The sequence below is a fragment of the Sphingobacterium sp. UBA3519 genome (genome assembly GCF_002377215.1).
Lineage (GTDB): Bacteria > Bacteroidota > Bacteroidia > Sphingobacteriales > Sphingobacteriaceae > Sphingobacterium > Sphingobacterium multivorum.
The window spans coordinates 34,591-53,670 of sequence record NZ_DFPI01000004.1 but is presented as its reverse complement, the minus strand read 5'-3'; the positions used below and the strand labels follow the sequence as shown (position 1 = coordinate 53,670).

Annotated in this window: 19 protein-coding genes; 7 read left to right on the top strand and 12 right to left on the bottom strand. The window is 42.7% G+C overall.

What is annotated here, in order from left to right:
* The first annotated feature begins 5 nt into the window (after positions 1 to 5).
* From B3297_RS01945 to B3297_RS01930, 4 genes are all read left to right on the top strand, one after another.
* Positions 6 to 989: a hypothetical protein gene (locus B3297_RS01945; protein WP_286766835.1), complete on the top strand. Its 984-nt coding sequence runs from the start codon at positions 6 to 8 to the stop codon at positions 987 to 989.
* A 58-nt stretch (positions 990 to 1,047) separates the two neighbouring features.
* On the top strand, positions 1,048 to 2,136 hold the full coding sequence (locus B3297_RS01940) for a cytochrome-c peroxidase (RefSeq protein WP_286766834.1): 1,089 nt from the start codon (positions 1,048 to 1,050) through the stop codon (positions 2,134 to 2,136).
* 197 nt (positions 2,137 to 2,333) lie between these two features.
* Positions 2,334 to 3,581 carry a S41 family peptidase gene (locus tag B3297_RS01935; protein WP_286778339.1) on the top strand — a complete coding sequence of 416 codons (1,248 nt, stop codon included), beginning with the start codon at positions 2,334 to 2,336 and terminating at the stop codon, positions 3,579 to 3,581.
* Between the two features lie 141 nt (positions 3,582 to 3,722).
* A complete protein-coding gene (locus B3297_RS01930) occupies positions 3,723 to 4,286 on the top strand; it encodes a biliverdin-producing heme oxygenase (RefSeq protein ID WP_286727603.1) in 564 nt (187 codons plus the stop codon).
* A gap of 291 nt (positions 4,287 to 4,577) precedes the next feature.
* On the opposite strand, the gene B3297_RS01925 is transcribed toward B3297_RS01930, so the two are convergent.
* Entirely contained in the window at positions 4,578 to 4,802 is a 225-nt protein-coding gene (locus B3297_RS01925; RefSeq protein ID WP_286727604.1) for a hypothetical protein, read from the bottom strand.
* 263 nt (positions 4,803 to 5,065) lie between these two features.
* Here B3297_RS01925 and B3297_RS01920 point away from each other — a divergent pair, with 263 nt between their 5' ends.
* From B3297_RS01920 to B3297_RS01910, 3 genes are all read left to right on the top strand, one after another.
* On the top strand, positions 5,066 to 6,208 hold the full coding sequence (locus B3297_RS01920; protein ID WP_286778338.1) for a DUF4932 domain-containing protein: 1,143 nt from the start codon (positions 5,066 to 5,068) through the stop codon (positions 6,206 to 6,208).
* A gap of 147 nt (positions 6,209 to 6,355) precedes the next feature.
* Positions 6,356 to 7,411 carry a 3-oxoacyl-ACP synthase III family protein gene (locus B3297_RS01915; protein ID WP_286778337.1) on the top strand — a complete coding sequence of 352 codons (1,056 nt, stop codon included), beginning with the start codon at positions 6,356 to 6,358 and terminating at the stop codon, positions 7,409 to 7,411.
* Between the two features lie 353 nt (positions 7,412 to 7,764).
* A complete protein-coding gene (locus tag B3297_RS01910; protein ID WP_070566486.1) occupies positions 7,765 to 7,956 on the top strand; it encodes a cold-shock protein in 192 nt (63 codons plus the stop codon).
* A gap of 140 nt (positions 7,957 to 8,096) precedes the next feature.
* On the opposite strand, the gene B3297_RS01905 is transcribed toward B3297_RS01910, so the two are convergent.
* From B3297_RS01905 to B3297_RS01855, 11 genes are all read right to left on the bottom strand, one after another.
* The gene (locus B3297_RS01905; protein WP_075992416.1) at positions 8,097 to 8,690 is read right to left on the bottom strand and encodes a TlpA family protein disulfide reductase; all 594 of its coding nucleotides are present in this window, start codon (positions 8,688 to 8,690) and stop codon (positions 8,097 to 8,099) included.
* A 603-nt stretch (positions 8,691 to 9,293) separates the two neighbouring features.
* The gene (locus B3297_RS01900; RefSeq protein WP_286778336.1) at positions 9,294 to 9,452 is read right to left on the bottom strand and encodes a hypothetical protein; all 159 of its coding nucleotides are present in this window, start codon (positions 9,450 to 9,452) and stop codon (positions 9,294 to 9,296) included.
* Positions 9,453 to 9,953: 501 nt separating this feature from the next.
* Positions 9,954 to 11,381, bottom strand: a complete 1,428-nt coding sequence (locus tag B3297_RS01895; RefSeq protein ID WP_286778335.1) for a phytoene desaturase family protein — start codon at positions 11,379 to 11,381, stop codon at positions 9,954 to 9,956.
* A 20-nt stretch (positions 11,382 to 11,401) separates the two neighbouring features.
* Entirely contained in the window at positions 11,402 to 11,563 is a 162-nt protein-coding gene (locus tag B3297_RS01890; protein ID WP_286778334.1) for a hypothetical protein, read from the bottom strand.
* A 193-nt stretch (positions 11,564 to 11,756) separates the two neighbouring features.
* Entirely contained in the window at positions 11,757 to 12,428 is a 672-nt protein-coding gene (locus tag B3297_RS01885) for a hypothetical protein (RefSeq protein ID WP_286778333.1), read from the bottom strand.
* A 32-nt stretch (positions 12,429 to 12,460) separates the two neighbouring features.
* Complete coding sequence (locus B3297_RS01880) at positions 12,461 to 13,912, bottom strand: MBL fold metallo-hydrolase (protein ID WP_286766827.1); 1,452 nt, start codon at positions 13,910 to 13,912, stop codon at positions 12,461 to 12,463.
* A 21-nt stretch (positions 13,913 to 13,933) separates the two neighbouring features.
* The gene (locus B3297_RS01875) at positions 13,934 to 14,974 is read right to left on the bottom strand and encodes a hypothetical protein (protein ID WP_286778332.1); all 1,041 of its coding nucleotides are present in this window, start codon (positions 14,972 to 14,974) and stop codon (positions 13,934 to 13,936) included.
* Positions 14,975 to 15,400: 426 nt separating this feature from the next.
* Positions 15,401 to 15,625: a mechanosensitive ion channel family protein gene (locus B3297_RS01870; RefSeq protein WP_349675887.1), complete on the bottom strand. Its 225-nt coding sequence runs from the start codon at positions 15,623 to 15,625 to the stop codon at positions 15,401 to 15,403.
* A gap of 26 nt (positions 15,626 to 15,651) precedes the next feature.
* Positions 15,652 to 16,248 (bottom strand): mechanosensitive ion channel family protein, encoded by a 597-nt coding sequence (locus B3297_RS01865; protein ID WP_286727611.1) that lies wholly within the window; start codon positions 16,246 to 16,248, stop codon positions 15,652 to 15,654.
* A 215-nt stretch (positions 16,249 to 16,463) separates the two neighbouring features.
* A complete protein-coding gene (locus B3297_RS01860; RefSeq protein ID WP_286778331.1) occupies positions 16,464 to 17,657 on the bottom strand; it encodes a DUF1501 domain-containing protein in 1,194 nt (397 codons plus the stop codon).
* A 16-nt stretch (positions 17,658 to 17,673) separates the two neighbouring features.
* Positions 17,674 to 19,023: a DUF1800 domain-containing protein gene (locus tag B3297_RS01855; RefSeq protein WP_286778330.1), complete on the bottom strand. Its 1,350-nt coding sequence runs from the start codon at positions 19,021 to 19,023 to the stop codon at positions 17,674 to 17,676.
* Positions 19,024 to 19,080: the final 57 nt, after the last annotated feature.

Sequence of the window (19,080 nt, the reverse complement as noted above, 5' to 3'; positions counted from 1 at the left end):
AAATTATGCAACACTCATTTTTGAAAAAACAAACACATATCCTTCAATTTCTAGCTATTTTTATGCTAGCACTAACATGCTGGTCCTGTAAAACGGAATACCCAAGCCTGCCCTACAATGACATCGAATCTTTTAGCATTCAGGATGCAAATGGTAAAATACTGTCAGCCAGCATTGTGAATGACAAGATTATCTTATATTGGCCTCCCTTAGTGGCGCAGCCCGAAAGCATTACACCTACGATTAAAGTTTCAGAATTAGCGACTATTACCCCGGCATCAGGTACACCGATAAAACTCCAATCCGAAAAACCCATCACCTATACTGTTCGCGCACAGGACGGATCCAGCAAAAATTATACATTGACCTTCCAATACAATCAGCCCCTCGTGCAAGCTACATTTAATAGTTTATCGTCTGGTCAATACTACATCACTGATCCGAATACGTTTACTTTTATCGGAGAAAACATTATCCCTAGCGAGACACAAACTAAAGGCTATTTAATAGATAAAGATGGAAAAGAAACATTACTTTCGATTAGCAAAAATATAGTACCCACTAATTTTGCTGTTACTTTTGCTGCTCCAGATGACTTCAAAGCAGGTACTGGCTATAAGGTCAAATTGGTCTCAGGCCGTTATTCCATCGTAAGCGATCCATTTGAGGCTGTCTTACCTAGCGTCCTCAATGTATTAATAAAGAATAATCTGTTATATAGCGTTAAAAAAGGAGAGAACTTTGTGGCTCCTTTGCAGAGTAAAGTCCTTTACGAGCGTTATTTTAAAAGCGATTTTGACCATTTCATCGCAGTGGATAACCTGAATAAAGAATATAGTATAAACAATGCGGTATTTGATGTGAACGCAATGACGGTCACCATCCCTATACCGTCCAACGTAGCGGGTAGTGGAATCAACAAGCTAAAAATGGTAGACAAATCAGGAAAAGTATTATTAGAGGATACTTATTATATCACGCTAAACTAATACGCCTTACCAACTCATTTTAATCGTGTTTGTCCCTAATCAAACAAAGCAGTTTATCATGATCGCATTAGCAGCTATCATTGTATACAGCTGCCGCAAAGGTAAGTCTACACCAGAAGAGCCAATGATTGTCCCTCAACCTGAAGAAACCTTACGCCAACAATATAGTAAATCGGTAACGCAATGGCCAGCTGCTGCTTGGTACAGCAATATCAAGGTACATGAACTGGCCGCTTTACCCGAAAACCCATCGAAAGATAAGGCCGAGCTAATCGCACTTGGCAAAGCCTTATTTTTCGACCCCCGCACCGGTAATGGCATGAAGACTTGCGCTTCATGTCATCATCCGGACACCTACTGGATCGACCAAAAAACAACGGCAGATGGGATCGCACTGCATCACCGCAATACACCTTCCCTAGAAAATGTCTGGTACCTGGAAGGCAAACTCTTCCACGATGGCCGCGCAATGACTTATCGAGAGCAGATTGCCGAAGCCATCAACTCCCCCATCGAAATGGGCGGAAATACAGCTGCTTTACCCGCTAAGCTGCAAGCTATACCAGGCTACCTCGGTTTATATGAGGCGGCTTATTCGAGCCAGACGATGAGCGTCGAAGGATTGCTGGATGCCATAGCAGCGTATTCAAGATCAATTAGCAGCGGCGAAACCGCCTTTGACCGTTTTATCAAAGGAGATTACCAGGCATTAAACGATGCACAGCTCGAAGGCCTACATCTGTTTCGGACCAAAGGAAAATGCATCAACTGCCATAATGGTGCCTTCTTTACCGATCTCGATTTTCATAACCTGGGCTATGCTGTTACCAGCAAAGGTGCCTTGGACAATGGTCGCTTTGAGGCAACAGGCCTGGAAACAGACAAAGGTAAATTTCGCACACCGGGTCTGCGCAATGTGGTCCATACTGCCCCTTACCTACACAATGGTAGTATTTCGAGCTTAGGTGAACTGATCAACCTACTGAGTCAAGGGATGCCCCAAAAGACAGGACAACAGGTCAATGGCACCTTATCGCCACATATCCAAAATGTCCGATTAAGTAGTAAAGAACAGGAAAATATCTTGGCTTTTTTGGAGAGTTTATCCAATGTGCCAAGCAAAACAGAGCGACCTGTATTGCCCTAAAATAAAAAATCCCAAAGGGGATACCTTTGGGACATTTTGAGTACTCCACAGTAGCGGAGGCATCAAAAATTAAATAAATTGGCACAAAATTAGGCTTTTATATGAAATAAAAAAGTAAAAAAGTATTAAATTTCAGATAATTACCCATTTTGTAGCGAAGCTACTACAGACATAAGGAACAAAATGCGCATCAAATCATGAATCGAATCCGCCCAATAGTTGGTCTATTAGTTACAATAACTGCTATAACAGCTTGTCAGAACGGCAGTAAGACAACAACGCTGCCCGATGAATTTATTAGTCCAAAAACAGGAACAAAAAAAGAATTGACGCTCGACTCAATCTACCTGTATGCCAAACAGCTCTACCGCTGGCAGGAAGCTCTCCCTTCGTATACCACCTTTGATCCGCGGACAAAATATGCCCAAATAGAACCCGAGCAAACGGCCTATGAACGTGAACTTTTTGCCCTCAGCCAATACGCTTTGCACAAGAAAGATAGACCTTACGAATTGTCGACCATCCCCAATAAACCCAAATATTCATATCTGGAGCGTCGTCGTAACGACAAGAAAAGTAGTGGTCACATAGCCAGCATAGAAACACCCTACAAGTATGCTACACACCTGTCCTACTGGTCTGTGGGAAACAAACGGATTGCTTATGTTTACATTCCCTCTTTTCCTCAGCTCCAGACAGTGAAGGCCGAACTGGATCAGCTTTCAGCCCAACTGGCTCAAAAGCAAGTTACTCATTTAATCCTCGATCTACGACATAACGGTGGCGGTTATGTGGAAACGGCAGAATATTTAGCCAACCTCATTAGCCCAACCAAACTGGATAAAAAAGTTATGTTCAGCGAACAATTTCATCCGAATGTACAGCAAGGCAAAGCAAAACTACTCCTTAAGCAACCCTATCTGGATGCCAATGGCAAAGTGGTCCAATACAAAGAACGCCCTGCCACCCTCGCCGATGTGGATTATAGTGAAAAAGCCAATACGCATTACTTTATCAAAAAGGGACATTTCAATTCACTACAGCAGCTGTCATGCATTGTATCAGAACGCACGGCTTCGGCAAGCGAACTCCTGATCAGCAGTTTCAAACCTTATATTCCGATACGCCTGATTGGTCAGCAGACATTTGGCAAACCCGTAGGTTTTTTTTCAGTCCACATTGGAGATTTCGATGTATACCTAGCTTCATTTCTCATCCGGAATGCCAATGGCTGGTGTGATTATTTTGATGGCATACCCGTCGACCTGGCCTTAGCTCCGGTAGAAACCTCCCGCCATCCCGGGGATCCAAAGGAAGCCTGGCTTGCAGCAGCGCTAAAGGACATTACAAAAGACGAAAACCGCACAGCAATTTCGTCGGTTACTTATTTTTCGATGCCAGCAGACGAAAATTTGCTACTTAAAACAAACTTTAGGTTAAAGTAAGAAACTTATTGCAGCCGGATTTAGTCATACTTATGTTTAAATTAAAACCATTTTTCATAGATGATAAAGCAGAAAACAGCATAAATTTGTGGAAATAAATACGAATCTTTGTATAGAATCGTTATAAATAAAAATAAGAACATGTTAAGTCAACATATCAAAGAGCAAACGCACGCAGCTCACCAAAACGTAGAAGGAACGATCGTGCGCCAATTGAAAAATATTCGTTCAGAAGCAGATTACGCCGAAGTATTGAAAGGCTTTTATGCTTATTTCCGTGCCGTAGAAGATAGTATCGCTCCTTTTGTAACCGAAGAAGTATTGCCAGATTTGGCCGAACGCCGCAACTCATCTTACATCAAAAGCGACATCGAAGCTCTGGGTGGCAACGTAGATAGCCTGCCGGAAGCAAATGCTCCAGCTGTAGCAAATGTACAGGAAGCACTTGCATCATTATATGTTTTGGAAGGTTCAATCATGGGTGGTCCGTATATCGTGCAGATGCTCAACAAATATGGTGTTACCAAAGGAACTTCTTTCTTCGAAGGTTATGGCGAAAATAGCCGTGAGATGTGGGCTGGTTTTACAGCCGTATTAAACAAATATTCAGAAGATCCGGCGACTTACGATCGCGCAGTAGAGATTGCAAACCAAACTTTTTATAACTTTGGCGAAGTATTCACTCCTATTGCCAGTGCGAACTAAAATTGGAGTGTTCGTGTTTAATCCCATAAATGGAGCAAAAAGATAACAAATCTAAATGGCTTAAGCGTGCCGGAATTGGAGCATTTCTCTTCTTTCTGGCCAAAGGACTCATATGGCTCGCTGTATTCTTTTTCGCAGCGAAGTCCTGCAGCATATCTATTTAACTAAAACATAAAGCCTTCATCTAACGCTCAAAAAGGGCGCCAGATGAAGGCTTCAATTCCATTGGAGCTTTTCCAATCCAATCCACTTTTTGCTGCAGGCTAACCCGTTGTTTTTTTGTGTCGTGGGCTAATGTCTTCGGCTTGCGTTCGTATTGTGTTCGTACCACCTTCGGAGATGAACAGACTTGCAACAATTATTGACCAGCTTTTCACCAGAAAATTCCTGTTTAGGGTCTGGACAATATCTGTTCAGCACCTGTACAATATCTGTATCGCATCCGAATAAGGTACGAAGCAGGTACGAATCTGCCCCCATACCGGCTTGCCCATCACCTTGTACTTTTGTAACCACTGTGTGATACAGCTCCAACCCCTTATGGCTGATAACCTGGCAAGTTATTTATTTGCTATTGATGATATAGAGCCTCTTCAATTACCCGAATTCATTCCTTATTGTACAAATTTTATTATAAAACAAGCAGAAATCTTCCTATAATTGCAGTCGGGAATATTTCATTTCATAGTGAAATCCCCATTCAGACATGACAATTAACAGTAAAAACGTTACGTTATCACCAACATGTCCTATCAATAATTATATGAACTAACGATACGATGAAAAGAAAACTCCTTTTTATTCTAATATGCTTTGGCTTAATGGCCAGCCGAGCCATGTGTCAGGAAAAAGACGTCGATTTTAGCAAAGCCTATATTGCCCAGAACGACGGCAAGACAACTGTTGAAATCAATGAGGCGCAGGAACTCATCTATATTATCTTTGCAATAACTGACTTTGGTAAGGAAAACCCAAACATGACCAAGCAGAATACAGCGTATTTTGAGGAGGTCAAAACGCATTTTACCCCATTTTCCAATCTACCTATCGTAAAGAAATTTGATCAGAAGCTGCGAGCGAATCTAACCAACTATTTCCTCTTAGCAGCCAATGTATATGGCTTTAAGTTCAAAAACGACCAATTAGTACCTACAAACATCTATATTTTTCCAGCGAGAGGAGTTGGAAATTATCAAGTGAAATCAAATCCTATCCCTGCTTATAAAAACGACCTGGAAGAATTCGCCAGAAAGAGCGGATACCGGGCATTCTACAAAGATCATCAAGGCTATTACGACAGCCTTCGTACAGCATATCAGGAGTATGCTTCCATTGCCGAGCAAAAAGAATGGTTAGAAAAGAAGTTCGATTATACAATCAATAGCTATCGTGTATTGACTTCCCCCCTGATTGCCGGAATGAATGCTACTCACACCTTCAAGTACAAAGGTTTCAAAGAAATTTTGCTTTTTTTACCCACCCTCCGCGAAGACGAATCCTGGAGCCCCAAATTCAAAAAAGCATTCAATACACGCATTATTTTTACGGAGATAGACCACAACTACGTAGGTCCATTGAGCGAAAAAAACAAAAAACAGATTGATACCATATTCAATAATAGGGACTTATGGGTCGATATAGAAAACAAAAGTACAGTTCATTATCCAAGTCCGGTAAAAGTATTTGATGAGTATTTAACTTGGGGGCTTTTCATCTTATATTGTTACGATAAATTTGGAAATGATCATGATCTTTTTGGCCAGATTGTTGAAAACGTCAACGATATGATGGTCAATAAAAAAGGATTTCCCAAAGCAGATGAATTTAACGCCGAATTGTTCCGCCTGTATAAAGACAATAACCCGAAAGATATTCAGAGCTTATACAAGCCACTGCTGGACTGGTGTGAGAAAGAAAATTAGCGCCATCCCGATAATATTTAGTAAATTAAGGCTGAGAAGGAAATAAGCCGCCAGAAATGTGAATGTATACGACCATAAGGAATCAGCATAGCATAAGGGGATGATCGTCGAAATATATTTAAACACAATACATACGGAGAAACAATTATGAACATTAGATTTATCGGTTCTGGCAGTTATATTCCATCAAAAAAAATAACCAATGCAGACTTCGCCGACCATCTTTTTTTGGATGAAAATGGGTTGCCGTTCAAGGAGCCGGCTTCTGTCATTGAAAAATTTAAGGCAATCACCGGCATTGAGGAACGCCGCTACGCCGATCCTGACCAAGTGGCTTCAGACCTTGCTTTCCTAGCTGGTCAACGTGCCATTGAAGACGCCGGTATAGCTGCTGAAACATTGGACTATATTATTGTTGCACATAATTATGGCGATGTGCAATCTGGCAAAATCCAATCGGATACTGTACCAAGTTTAGCAAGCAGGGTGAAGAAAAAGCTCGGTATCAGCAATCCAAAATGTGTGGCTTATGATCTACTATTTGGCTGTCCGGGTTGGAACGAAGGCGTATTGCATGCCAACGCTTTCATAAAATCAGGTATGGCAAAGCGCTGTATGGTCATTGGCGCAGAGACGCTTTCCCGTGTTATAGATCCTTTTGACAGAGATTCGATGATCTATGCGGATGGCGCTGGCGCCGTAATCATCGAAGCCACTACGACAGAGCAAGGGCTCCTAACACATGAAAGTGCAACTTATGCGCTTGAGGAAGCGAACTATCTCAATTTTGGGAGCTCTTATCAACAAGAGCAGAACCCCGATATACGGTATATTAAAATGAAAGGACGTAAAATCTATGAGTTTGCACTCAGCAAAGTTCCTTTAGCCATGCAGGATTGCCTTCAAAAAGCGGATATCGATATCACGGCAATCAAAAAAATACTGATCCACCAGGCCAACGAGAAGATGGACGAAGCCATTCTGATGAGATTCTATGCACTATACAGTACAGTACCCCCGCCCGATATTATGCCAATGACCATCCATACATTTGGAAATAGCAGCGTAGCAACCATTCCTACGCTCTATGATCTCATTGCCCGTGGTCAGTTAGACAATCAATCCCTTCAAGAAGGCGATATCATCCTATTTGCGTCTGTTGGCGCCGGTATGAATATCAATGCTTTTACTTATCGGGTTTAATGTAATTTTGCCACTACATCGTGTAGCTATTATGCTAACACAGAGCCTGCATAGGATTTATTTCATAAAAAATAACAAAACACTGTATATATCAATATTTTATACTTAAATTTGTATTATAATCGGCTCCGCCTTTGCTTATCTGAAATCGTCAAGTTATACTTAACACTCAGTTTTCGCATTTTCAGAAGCTTTTTTGTTAGCAAAACGGAGGTAAAGACCTTTTTGGACTTGAGTCAATCCAAGATCATTAAAATCAGATCCTATTTCTTGCAAAAAATCGATTAACTATTGTTCATATTCATTTATCACAATAGTGCAGTACAGATTACTTTAATATAATTTATAAAACAATGCAAGAAGGAACTATTAAATTCTTCAACCAAACAAAAGGTTTTGGTTTTATCACGCCTGCTGGTGGTGGAGACGACATTTTCGTACACGTATCTGGTTTAATCAACGAAGTACGCGAAAATGACAGTGTAACATTTGATGTAGAAAACGGTAAAAAAGGCGTTAATGCAGTTAACGTACGTATCGCATAATTAAGTAAACACACAAGAAGATAATTTATTTATCTTCTTGCGAAGTGTAACGGGCAACCGTTACACTTTTTTTTATCCATTTCATACCCAAGTACCGCAAAAAATCGGACGATTTATCGGTCTGGCACATGAAAGACTTTTTACAATCCAGCCAACATCACTTCTTCCTGTCGCAGAAAATATGGACTGCTATCTTTGAATCTCCCGCGCTTTCTGGAATACTTTCTGATGATATCAGCAACAACATCATCGGTGAGCTCATGCCCCTCTAACGTCGGAAAACCCTCCCAGCGTACAATGCCATCCGGATCTACTAAAATACAGTGTGGGATTCCCTGTACTTCGAGCTGTTTCTTCAACTTCGCTTTCGTATCGATCGCTGAGAAATAATCTATTTTAATCTCCTTCGCCTTTTTAATGACCTCTGCTTTTTCATCTGAAAGGCCAATGATCACAAGTTTATCACCATACTTCTTATGCCATTCATTGAGTTCAGGAATTACTTTCCGGCAGGGACCACACCAAGTAGCCCAAAAATCAATAAGGATAAACTTACCCTTTGTATCAGGCGCATCTGTAAGCCACTGCTCGACCTCAAGTTTTGGCGCCTTTTGATTCAAAATTGATTTTGCCCACAATTTCTTATTGTTGTTGCTTTCTTGCGTATGACCGATTACATGGATCAGGCAAAGGGCAAATAATAAGAAAGCTTTTAGAATAAATTTTACATTCATAAAACAGCTTGTTTAGTTCCCCTAATTTATGGATTTTTTTCCACAATCATTTCATCCTTTCATCCCACACATCGTCTTTTCATAGACACCATAGCGGCCTTTATAAGGCAAAATAATATCTATACTTTTAATTGATATAAAATACACAGAATATTGTATATAAATAATTAGCGAATTTATTAAAAACAAAACAACTTCAATTTATTTGTTGTACGGCTCATGATTTTCCGAATGGAGCCCGGCCGACATCCCTATAAAATAACAGCGCACCATCAACATTTCCACGGCAAAAACCAGATGCTAATCCATCCTCACAAAAGCTAAATTGAGGCGTTCAGCACACAAAAACAACGAAGTGAGCCGGCCCTTGACCCCATTCGTCAAGATAATGCACAAGTTGACCGCATTCTCCTGTAGCAAAGTCTAGGATAGCCCTATTTACAAACACTGCTTTCGGAAATCAAGACACTTCATTAAAGCCTATTGAGTACCTATGTATACGGCTGACAAACTGGCACAATATCAAAAATAAAAAATAATAAATCTATATTAATAAGACATTTGACCTAGTTAATATAAATAGATAGTTACACATTGTTCTCTTTAAAACACATCAACTTTACCCATCGGATACCATCCATCTGTAGTTCGCCCTGCGATGGCAAGATGAACTTTTGCCTGCTCTGTGTTAAAGTTTCCTTTTTCGGCATCATAGCTTGGTAGGCATTTTATTGCCTCAGGAGCCCAGCTTACCCCGGCCAAAGTGTCTTTCCTAAGTTTATACTTGCCGTACGCACCGATTTATTTCTTCTTATCGATTTATTTCTTTTTATTTAGTATTTAGCGATAGAAAAAGCAACATCGAAACCGATATTGCCATCATAAGTATCAACCTGGGATATTGTCTACATACGAAAGGGGGAATTACATACAAAAGGCCAAGAAATTATCTTGGCCTAATGCAACATATTATTTGGGGTGTTTTCGTAGCCCTAAATAGCAAAAATACTGCCGAAATTAGAAACTCACAGCCATTAGCTTATTTTTTTCTAAAGACTTTATGCTGCAGAAAAATAAAAAAACGGCTAAAATCACTTATTCCGTGGCAACCGGGTAAGTACAGCTTGCAATTCAGCAGAATTTGTAGCGCCCTGGAATAACAGACTGTCCTTTGTCCTAAAATCCAAGTAGGTATTCTCTTCCAACCTGTAGCCACAAGTACCACAAACAGAGGCAGATAAGAAAATGCTTATTCGGCGTGGTTTACAACAGCAAACCGAAATGTTCCTTGAGTGCTGTCCGTGCAGCATGATAACCACACATGCCATGCACCCCACCACCCGGAGGCGTCGATGATGAACAGAGATAAATCGTGTCGACAGAGGTTCGGTATGGATTTAGAGCCAAAATGGGCCTACTGTACAACTGCGAAACATCCATAATACCGCCATTGATATCACCACCGATGTAATTTGGGTTATACTTTTCGAGCTCCATAGGAGAAAAGCTATGCTTGGCCAGAATGGTTTCTTTAAAACCCGGCGCAAAGCGCTCAATCTGATTTTCGATCGCTTCGGTATAATCGACCCTACTCCCATTAGGAGCATGGCAGTACGCCCATCCCGTATGCTTGCCTTCGGGAGCACGAGTGGAATCAAACGCACTCTGTTGCGCAAACAGCACAAAAGGCTTATCCACTTGCTTCCCAAGATGGCTCCGCTGTTCGCTTTCGGCAATTTCGGCGTAGGTATTTCCCAAATGCACCGTAGCCGCACACTGACAGCGCAGATCTTTAAAAGGCGTCTTTTCTGATAACGCCCAATCGACTTTAAATACCCCCATTCCCTGTCTAAAGCCTTCGAGGCGCCTGCGGTAGCCGCTAGCAAGACCTATACCTTTGAGCTGCAACAACTGCCGGGGTGTGATATCACAGAGTAGAACTTTATGGGACGGCAGATCGCGAACATCCTCTACCCAAAAACCTGTTTGGATCTCCCCGCCCAACGATTGATAATAGCCTAACAGCGCATTGGCAATGGATTGTGAGCCGCCAATCGGTATTTGCCAGCCATATTTGTTGCCTACCGCCGCAAGTACAATGGCAATTGCAGAAGTTGTCCAGTTGTCTAGGGGCTGAATTCCATGAGCCGCCATCCCTGCCCATAAAGCCTGTGCCTGCACGGAAGTAAAGCGCTTTGCTGTCCAGCTTGCCGGCTGAAGCGCAACCAGCCCAAATGAGGCTAAAGACAAAAGATGCTTCGGAAAGGATAATGGCCCCATAATATCGGTCGCAAGGCCCTCCCAATCTGTCACGACCTTTTCCACCAGCTTACGATACCTTTCACCATCCGTCCCCAAACCCTTTACCGTTTCGGCAAGACTATGGTAAAGAATCCCCGTTTCCTCTTCGTCCAATGGGTGTGCTGCCGCATACTCAGGCTTAACAAAAGATAGCCCAAATGCTTCCAAAGGTAAACTCCTGAAAAATGGCGATGCCATAGCCATGGGATGAATCGCCGAACAGACATCATGTTTGAAACCCGGAATTGTAAGTTCCTTGGTTCGCATTCCCCCACCGATTGTAGCGGCACCCTCAATCAGCAGCGTGCTCAGCCCCTGCAGCTGAAAGGTAATCGCTGCTGCCAGTCCATTTGGTCCCGAACCAATAATAATTGCATCAAATTTTCGCATAAGCTAGTTTTTAATCACTCCTAGTCGCAGCCTGTATTGTGTTGTTCCTTTTTTGAGCGCTTTGACGAAGTAGAATCGGACAACGATTTGCTATTATCCTTTTTTTTACCTGCAGATCCGCAGGAGACTGTAAATGTCGTTAAAACAAACGCTAAAAGTCCAAGATTGATTATTTTTTTCATATGTTATCCATTTAATTTACGATAATGTTGACACCATGTATCCTTATGGCTTTTTCAGCTACTGATTCCCTTACTATAACTTATGCCCTTGGATACAAATTTTCACCTGCATTGAAAGTATTTATTTTCCGGGCCGCACCCATCTTTAGAACTTATATACAATCCTATCAAACAACTTTATAAGAAATATCATTTATATAATATGTTCATCCAAAAAATAGGCGCGATACCGTTGTTTTAGCTCCTTTCGCTGTGTACTATCAAGCTTGATTTTCGGATCGGTCTGTGAAACGACCGTAGAAACAACCTTATGCACGCCTTTACCTTTTTCAATAAATAATACCGTCGGCGAAGAAATCCGTTTAATGGAATCAATCCCCACAGCTGTATAAGGATTTAGGATATCGTGAAATTTTGCCAAAATAGCTTCATAACCCGGGCTACCGGCCTTGGTCGTGATCACTTTACCGTCCTTATCTTTCTCCTTAAGATCCCGGATATCGTGAATATTGAGGTAATAAATAGCCGCCTTTTCCTCCTGGGCAAATTCCAGCAGCGGCGTTATGGCATTCCGAAACCATGGACAGCTGGGCCATCCAAAAAGGACAATACCATTTTCCAGCTCCAGCACATCCTGTTCGGTCGCATAGACGATCCGCGGATTGTCGGGAATTTGTACCGGCACTTTGTTTGTTTTATTGAGGCTTTCAAGTTCCTGTTTAAAGCGAACTCCTTCTTGCTTTTTAAACGAAACCTGACTATTTTTTACGGCTTCCTTCGTATCCTGCCTGGATTGGAAGTTGGTCACATTGAGCCACACCACCACTGCTAATAACATGCTAGCCAATAATTTTAAATCTTTCATATCATGTATGCATTTAAGTGTAATTCCTCTCGTTAATTCACCGATTGCTTATAGCTTTTAATATGTTCACCGATATCCCAGACCTGCGCTTTTGGCGCCCATTCACTGATGAGGCTGCTTGCAATGGCCGAGCGATAGCCCGAAGCGCAGTGCACAACGATAGGTTTATCCACTGGTAGTTCGGCAATATGTGCCTTCAATTCAGCCAGCGGAATGTTATGTGCCCCTTTGAATACTGGTCCAGTCTTAGCTTCCTCGGCCGTACGTACATCGACTATAAAATATTGCTCTTGCGCCCTGTCAAATGCAGCCTGATCAAAAGCTGTCGAAGGCTGTCCCGCGAAATCCCCATACAACACGATACCTTTAACAAACTGTTCATAGCCAATTTTAGCCAGCTTTTCGAGCTGCACCTGACCGTGTTCTTTGGTATCGACAACAAGATAAAAGCCGTCTTTCGGTTCAATAAAAGTCCCTACCCAAGATTCTGACTTGCTACGTTCGGGAATATTAATGGCCTCCGGAAAATGTGACGCCTTAAATTCTGAAGCGGGGCGGGTATCGAGGACAGTGCTCAGCGCCTGGGGCACCGCCGCTGCCGAAACCACTGAAATACCCGACAAAGAAGCCAATAATGGCTTTGCTCCCCGACGATTCAATGCTACATTATAAGGGAAGTAAATCGGTACAGGCGGACGGTCTGCCAGAATCTGCTGGACAAACGCTTCTTCCGATTTTTGCTGAAAAGCCAAATTATGGGTTCTTTCAGCACCAATGGTACTTTGCTTAGCACCCTTTATCGCATTTCCGCAAAGTGATCCAGCGCCATGAGCTGGATACAAAAGCACCTGATCGCCTAACCTTGCATAGATATCATGGACGGTGTGGTAGAGCTGCCGCGCCAGTTTTTCACGCTGCGTAGCCTGTTCTCCCGAGTACTCACGCAGATCGGGCCTTCCAACTCCACCAATCAATACCGCATCCCCCGAAAAGATCGCCACATCGCGACCATTTTCTTTTAGCAAAACAGAGATGCTATCTGGTGAATGTCCGGCTGTATTGATGGCATGCAAAACAATATGGTCCGAAATCTTTAAGGTATCGCCATCGTCAAAAGTATGGTGGGGATAGGTCGCACGGACAAGCTTGCTGACATAAACCGGAACTTTCAGATCCTGATGAATCTCCAGATGGGAACTCACAAAATCAGCATGCGGATGTGTTTCCACAACCGCGATAATTTTCGCTCCCTGCTCCTTTGCATAAGCGTAATAGGGCCTTGGATCACGGGCCGGGTCCACAAGCACAATTTTCTTGTCGGCCAAGATCGCATAGGAAAACTGTACCAGGCCTTCATCTTCAAACTGCCTGATGCTATAGCCATTCGCTAAATTATTGGTATTTCCAAAACAGAATACCCCCTGACCTGCCGAAGCAAGGGTAAAAAGGACAGCTGAACGATGGATAAATGATCTTCTATTCATAACATTCTTTTTTTTAGACAATTAGTAGGTAAATAGTGTATTTTTCATATACCATTCTTTACCGGTGAGATAGGATTCTTTGACGCGATTGAGGGTAATTTCGAGGTTATTACCACTAGCATCCAGCCCTTTGAGTTTGATCTGTTCTGCTGTTGGTCGTTCGTACACCCATTTCAGCACATGCAGACTATCGCCCTGCGCTTTTCCATACAGCGCTTTCAGTCCCACATCTAGTTTTTCATCTAGTTTTTTACGTTGTTCCTTACTAAATTTCTGATTTTTATCGATCAGATACAGTGCATGTTCTGTCGAGTCTATTTCATAGTAGAGGTAGTTCTTCCCTCCGGCCCGGCCTGTAAACTCGTAAGTTTTGAGCACATCATTTAAAGCTGGGGTACCATTGCCAAGATCGATCGAATTGGCTTTATTGACCTTGTAGACCAAGGTTGAGTATCGTTCGAAAAAGGCCTCATGCCAGCGTACCGAATCGGCAGGTGAATAAGCCTGAGACTTTCCATTCAGCAGAAAACTCGAAACCTCACAATGTCCTGCAGCTTTTGCTAGCCCAGGAAGTATGGGTTCTTTTAGACGCCCTTCATCATAGAATCGTTCATAGCGATAAAAGCCATAAACGAAAATAAACAGGACCACAATGGTCGCCTTTAGGCCAAAATAAAATGGCTTATTCCACTTCCTGACAAACTTGGGCACATAGTAATAGGTGCTTACTGGTTCGCGCAGGATAAAAAGCTTCCAGATTGCAGGCAGATACTGCAGCAATAGAAAAAGGGAAAGCAATACAAAATATGAACTGTATACATGAACTGCGCCATCGTAGGCAATATTGGCGTGGGCAATGTTAAAGAGGACTCCAGCATTGATAATGGCTCCTATTAGGACCGTGGGCCGAAAGAAGAGCAGGCTTCCCGCCGCTATCTCCAAAAAGCCTAAAAAGATCTCATATTTATAGGATACACCGACGATTTGCCAATACAACTTAAAGGGGGCATATTCACCGATATCGGTATTCAGATTGGCAAGTGATGGAAATGGCATCTGCATGGGAAAGAACTTGATAAATCCGAAGGCGATCAGCCCCAAGCTTATCTCCTAGGTTGATAAAACAAATATAGTAAACATAAAATAAAATCTACAACATTAGTAGACTTTATTTTCAACTATCTTTTCTTCCACTAAAAATTGAGTAAATTGGTAAAGAAAAGCTGGCGGAAATATGTACATTGAATACCTACTTTTGGTTAGTAAAAGTATCAGCCCTATAGCGCCCTCCATAAACGGATAATAAACCGATAAAAAAGGACATAGGGGACAATCACCAATCTTCTACCGGGTAACATTCATTTACGTTTCAATAAACAAAGCCGTCTGAGTTCGCTCAAACGGCTTTGTGCTGCACTATATTCAGCATGGAGAAAAAAGTTAACATAGCGCGGATTTCTTCTACCAGTCGATAGCCTCTCTCCTCAATTAGGAATTATTTCGGATATGTACATCGCGCTGCGGAAATGGAATTTCAATCCCGGCCTTATCCAAAGCTTCCTTACAGTCAATGATCAGCTGTTCCTGCATGGTCCAAAAGTTTTCGTTGGAAGTCGTGACGCGCACAGAAAGATTGATTGCACTGTCGTCAAGTTCTGTCACCACCACCTGCGGCGCCGGCTCTTTAAAGGCAAATTCATTGCTTCTAACGATATTGAGGAGTATTTCTTTTGCCTGTTTCAGATCAGCATCGTAGGCAACGCCAATGTCAAACCATGTGCGACGTGTTCCAAGTTTGTATAATTGGTGATGCTACTATTTGACAACACCCCATTTGGAACAACCACCTGTCGATTTTGTGGTGTATTTAACTTGGTATTGAAGAAATCAATTTCTGTCACCGTACCCGCGATATTTGTAGTGGAAGTTATGTAATCGCACACGCGGAAAGGCTTGAGGAGTAAAATCAGTATACCGCCGGCAAAATTGGACAAGGATCCCTGCAGGGCCAGACCTATGGCCAGACCTGCTGCACCGATAATGGCCACAAATGCCGAGGTTTGCACCCCCAATTGTGTAACGACAACGATAAATAATAAGATATTTAAAATCCAACTGATGAGATTGCTTAAAAATCGCTGCAAGGAGACATCCATTTGTCGCCGCTCAAATGCCTTGTCTATCATCCGTTTGATTAGGCGGATGATCCAGGATCCGATCAGATAAATAAGTAAAGCAGAAATTACGGCAGTAATAATACGGGGCGCCCAGGCAATGGCAGAGGAAATAAAATTATTCCAATGTTGCTGGACATCGTTCACTTCTAAATTGTTCATATCAGTATTTATTTTATTAAAAATGTAAGGTTTAGAAACAAAAAGAGTGTTATGTTGCTTTTATTCTAATATAAAGCACATTAAATTACATTTTCTCTAATTTAAACAACCAAACAGTAGAATTGTTCGTATGAAAATGAAACAATATGGTTTTGTATCATTCCTTATATGGAATCTGTGACAAGAAAAATAAACAAGAAAGACGTCGCAGTTGGCTAGATAAAATCATAAATCCCATTTTTCCAGCCCAATATTTTGGTGGAATCCGCATCAAGCCAGTTTTTCAGCAGTGTTGCGTATACTTTTCGAAAATCTTCCGTATACTGGAGATCCCCCTCATTGAGCTGGGTTAGGTCAGGCAAAGCATTGAGCAGGCCTTGTTTTTTTAGGCCTCCGGATAGAAAGAAAAGCTGGTTGGCCGTACCATGATCAGTGCCATTGCTGGCATTCTGGGCCACCCTACGACCAAACTCCGAAAAGGTCATCAGCATGACATGCTGAAAAAGACCATTTTTCTTGAGGTCGTCCACAAACGCCTCCACGGCATCGTTGATGGTGTGGAATAGACTCTCCTGCCGCTGCTGCTGATTGATATGCGTATCAAAACTACCGATCTGCAGATAGTATACCTGTGTATTGATATCCGATTTAATCAACGACGATACCGTCTTCAGATCCTTTCCAAGCACCGAATCGGGGTACGCTGCTGCGGTCTTCCTGGCTTTACTCTGTTCAAAAATATAGTCGGCATTGTTGATCGTATCACCCAGGGTCTGATACAGATAGGCTACTGTCTCCTCTTCATGCTGATGTTTATGTTCCTGATAGAGTGTATTAAAGTACTCTTCACGGCTGGTCTGATAAAGCTTCTTGGGGTCTTTAAACGCGAACGCTTTTTTCTGTTTTCCTTTGAGGGCAAGGCTCAGCATATCATTCACTTCGAGCGCCTGCGTCGGATGACCGCAGTCGTAACAGGCCTGATCGAGGTAGCGGCCTATCCAGCCGCTCTCCAGATACTCGTCGCTTCGGCTCGCACTATGCCATATATCCATGCTGCGGAAATGCGATTTATTGGGATCGGGATAACCGACATTGTTGAGTACAGCCAGTTCGCCACGATCATAAAGTGTCTTGAAAAAGGGTAAAGCCGGATGAATGCCCGCTTCATCCGTAAGGGCCAGCGCATTATCGACCGCAATCGTCTGCCGTTCCCGAAAATAAATATCATTGCGTATCGGCACAATAGTATTCAGCCCATCATTGCCGCCACTAAGCTGCAAGATGACCAACACTTTATTTCCCCTTTCCAGTGCTTCGGGCGAGGACATGGCTTTTAAGAAATTGGGCAGCAGCAGCGATGCTGTTGCGAGCGTACCTGCTTTGAGAAATTGGCGTCTTTTGATAAACATGGTTTCCTATTTACGATTAACAAAGTTGATATTCGGGGATGCTCATGACTTCAATAATAGTTCTACGCCGGCTTCCACCAGCGTAGCTATCGCGCAGTTTCTTACCAAACGAAGGCTGCTGCGACAGCAAGAGCTCAAAGGGATCCCGGTCGGCAAATACAGCCTCGACCCCAGCCCAGTCAATGGATATTTTGGGATTTTTGTAGGCCTTAGCCAGCGCCCGCGACTGTTTTAAACCCATGTCGAGGTCGTCGTCATTCTGCGCATCAAGGTCCAGCGGGCGCAGGCCGGTCCATATCTGTGGAATCTGCATCCGTAGTAATAAGGTCGAGCTGTCGATCCAGGCTTTTCCCGACGGCCATCCCGCCACATTCGGCGGATACAAGAGCATCTGCCCCAGCAACTTTTGATAAACAATCAGGTTTTCAGGATTCGCTATTTCCATGGGTAACATGCGCATGATACCGGCCATGAGTTCTACCGGTGACTTTATTTTATTACCGACATTCTTGGAGTCGTAAAACCAGCTTGCTGTAAACATGCGGTCGAGCAATTGCTTGATATTGTATCCAGAATCGTAGAAATCTCTACCCAACGAAACGACGGTGTCCTGATCCACTTGTTCGTTGACTAGAAAACGGTAGAGTTTTGCTGTGATAAAACGGGCCGTAGCGGGTTGATCCAGTATAATATCCAAAACGGCATTACCGTCAAAATTCCCGGTTTTCCCCAGAAATGTTTTGCGGCCCGAGTCATGAAACTTTTTACGCTCCAGGAATTGGCCATCCTTATTATACGACCAGCCCGTAAATGCGCGTGCAGCTTCCCTTACATCCGACTCGGTATAGTTACCAGGCCCCATGGTGAAGAGTTCCATCACTTCGCGGGCAAAGTTTTCATTGGGGTGATCTTTTTTATTCTGCTGGTTGTTGAGGAAATTGAGCATCGCCGGAGCTTTGGAAACGGCAAACAGCAAATCCCGAAAATTTCCGAGCGCATTTTTTCTGATTTCGTTGAGGATCTGAGCGCTAAAATTGGAGTTGATAACCCGGCTAGCAAAATGGCCGTGCCAAAAAAAGGCCATTTTCTCCCTGAGCTGATCTTCGCTATGCACCATTTCATTCAGAAAGTTGAGGTTGATTTCAATATTACGCTTTCGGTTGAGCTGCTGCACCTGCTTTTTGTCTGCGGCATTCAACTTGGAAAGCGCATTATAATTGACGTCAGTCTGGTCCGTATTGAAACTGATGGGATGAAATTCATGTTCCTGAGCATATTGCTTCCAGAGTACTGCGGTAGACTGCTGTTCAAAAGTCGTAATCTGCTTTAGGCTCATCCCAAATCCGGCGCGATTTGCCAGGTGCATATTTTTTTTAAAATCGGACATCATCCTGTTTCCTTTTATACCTAAATAACGAATTAT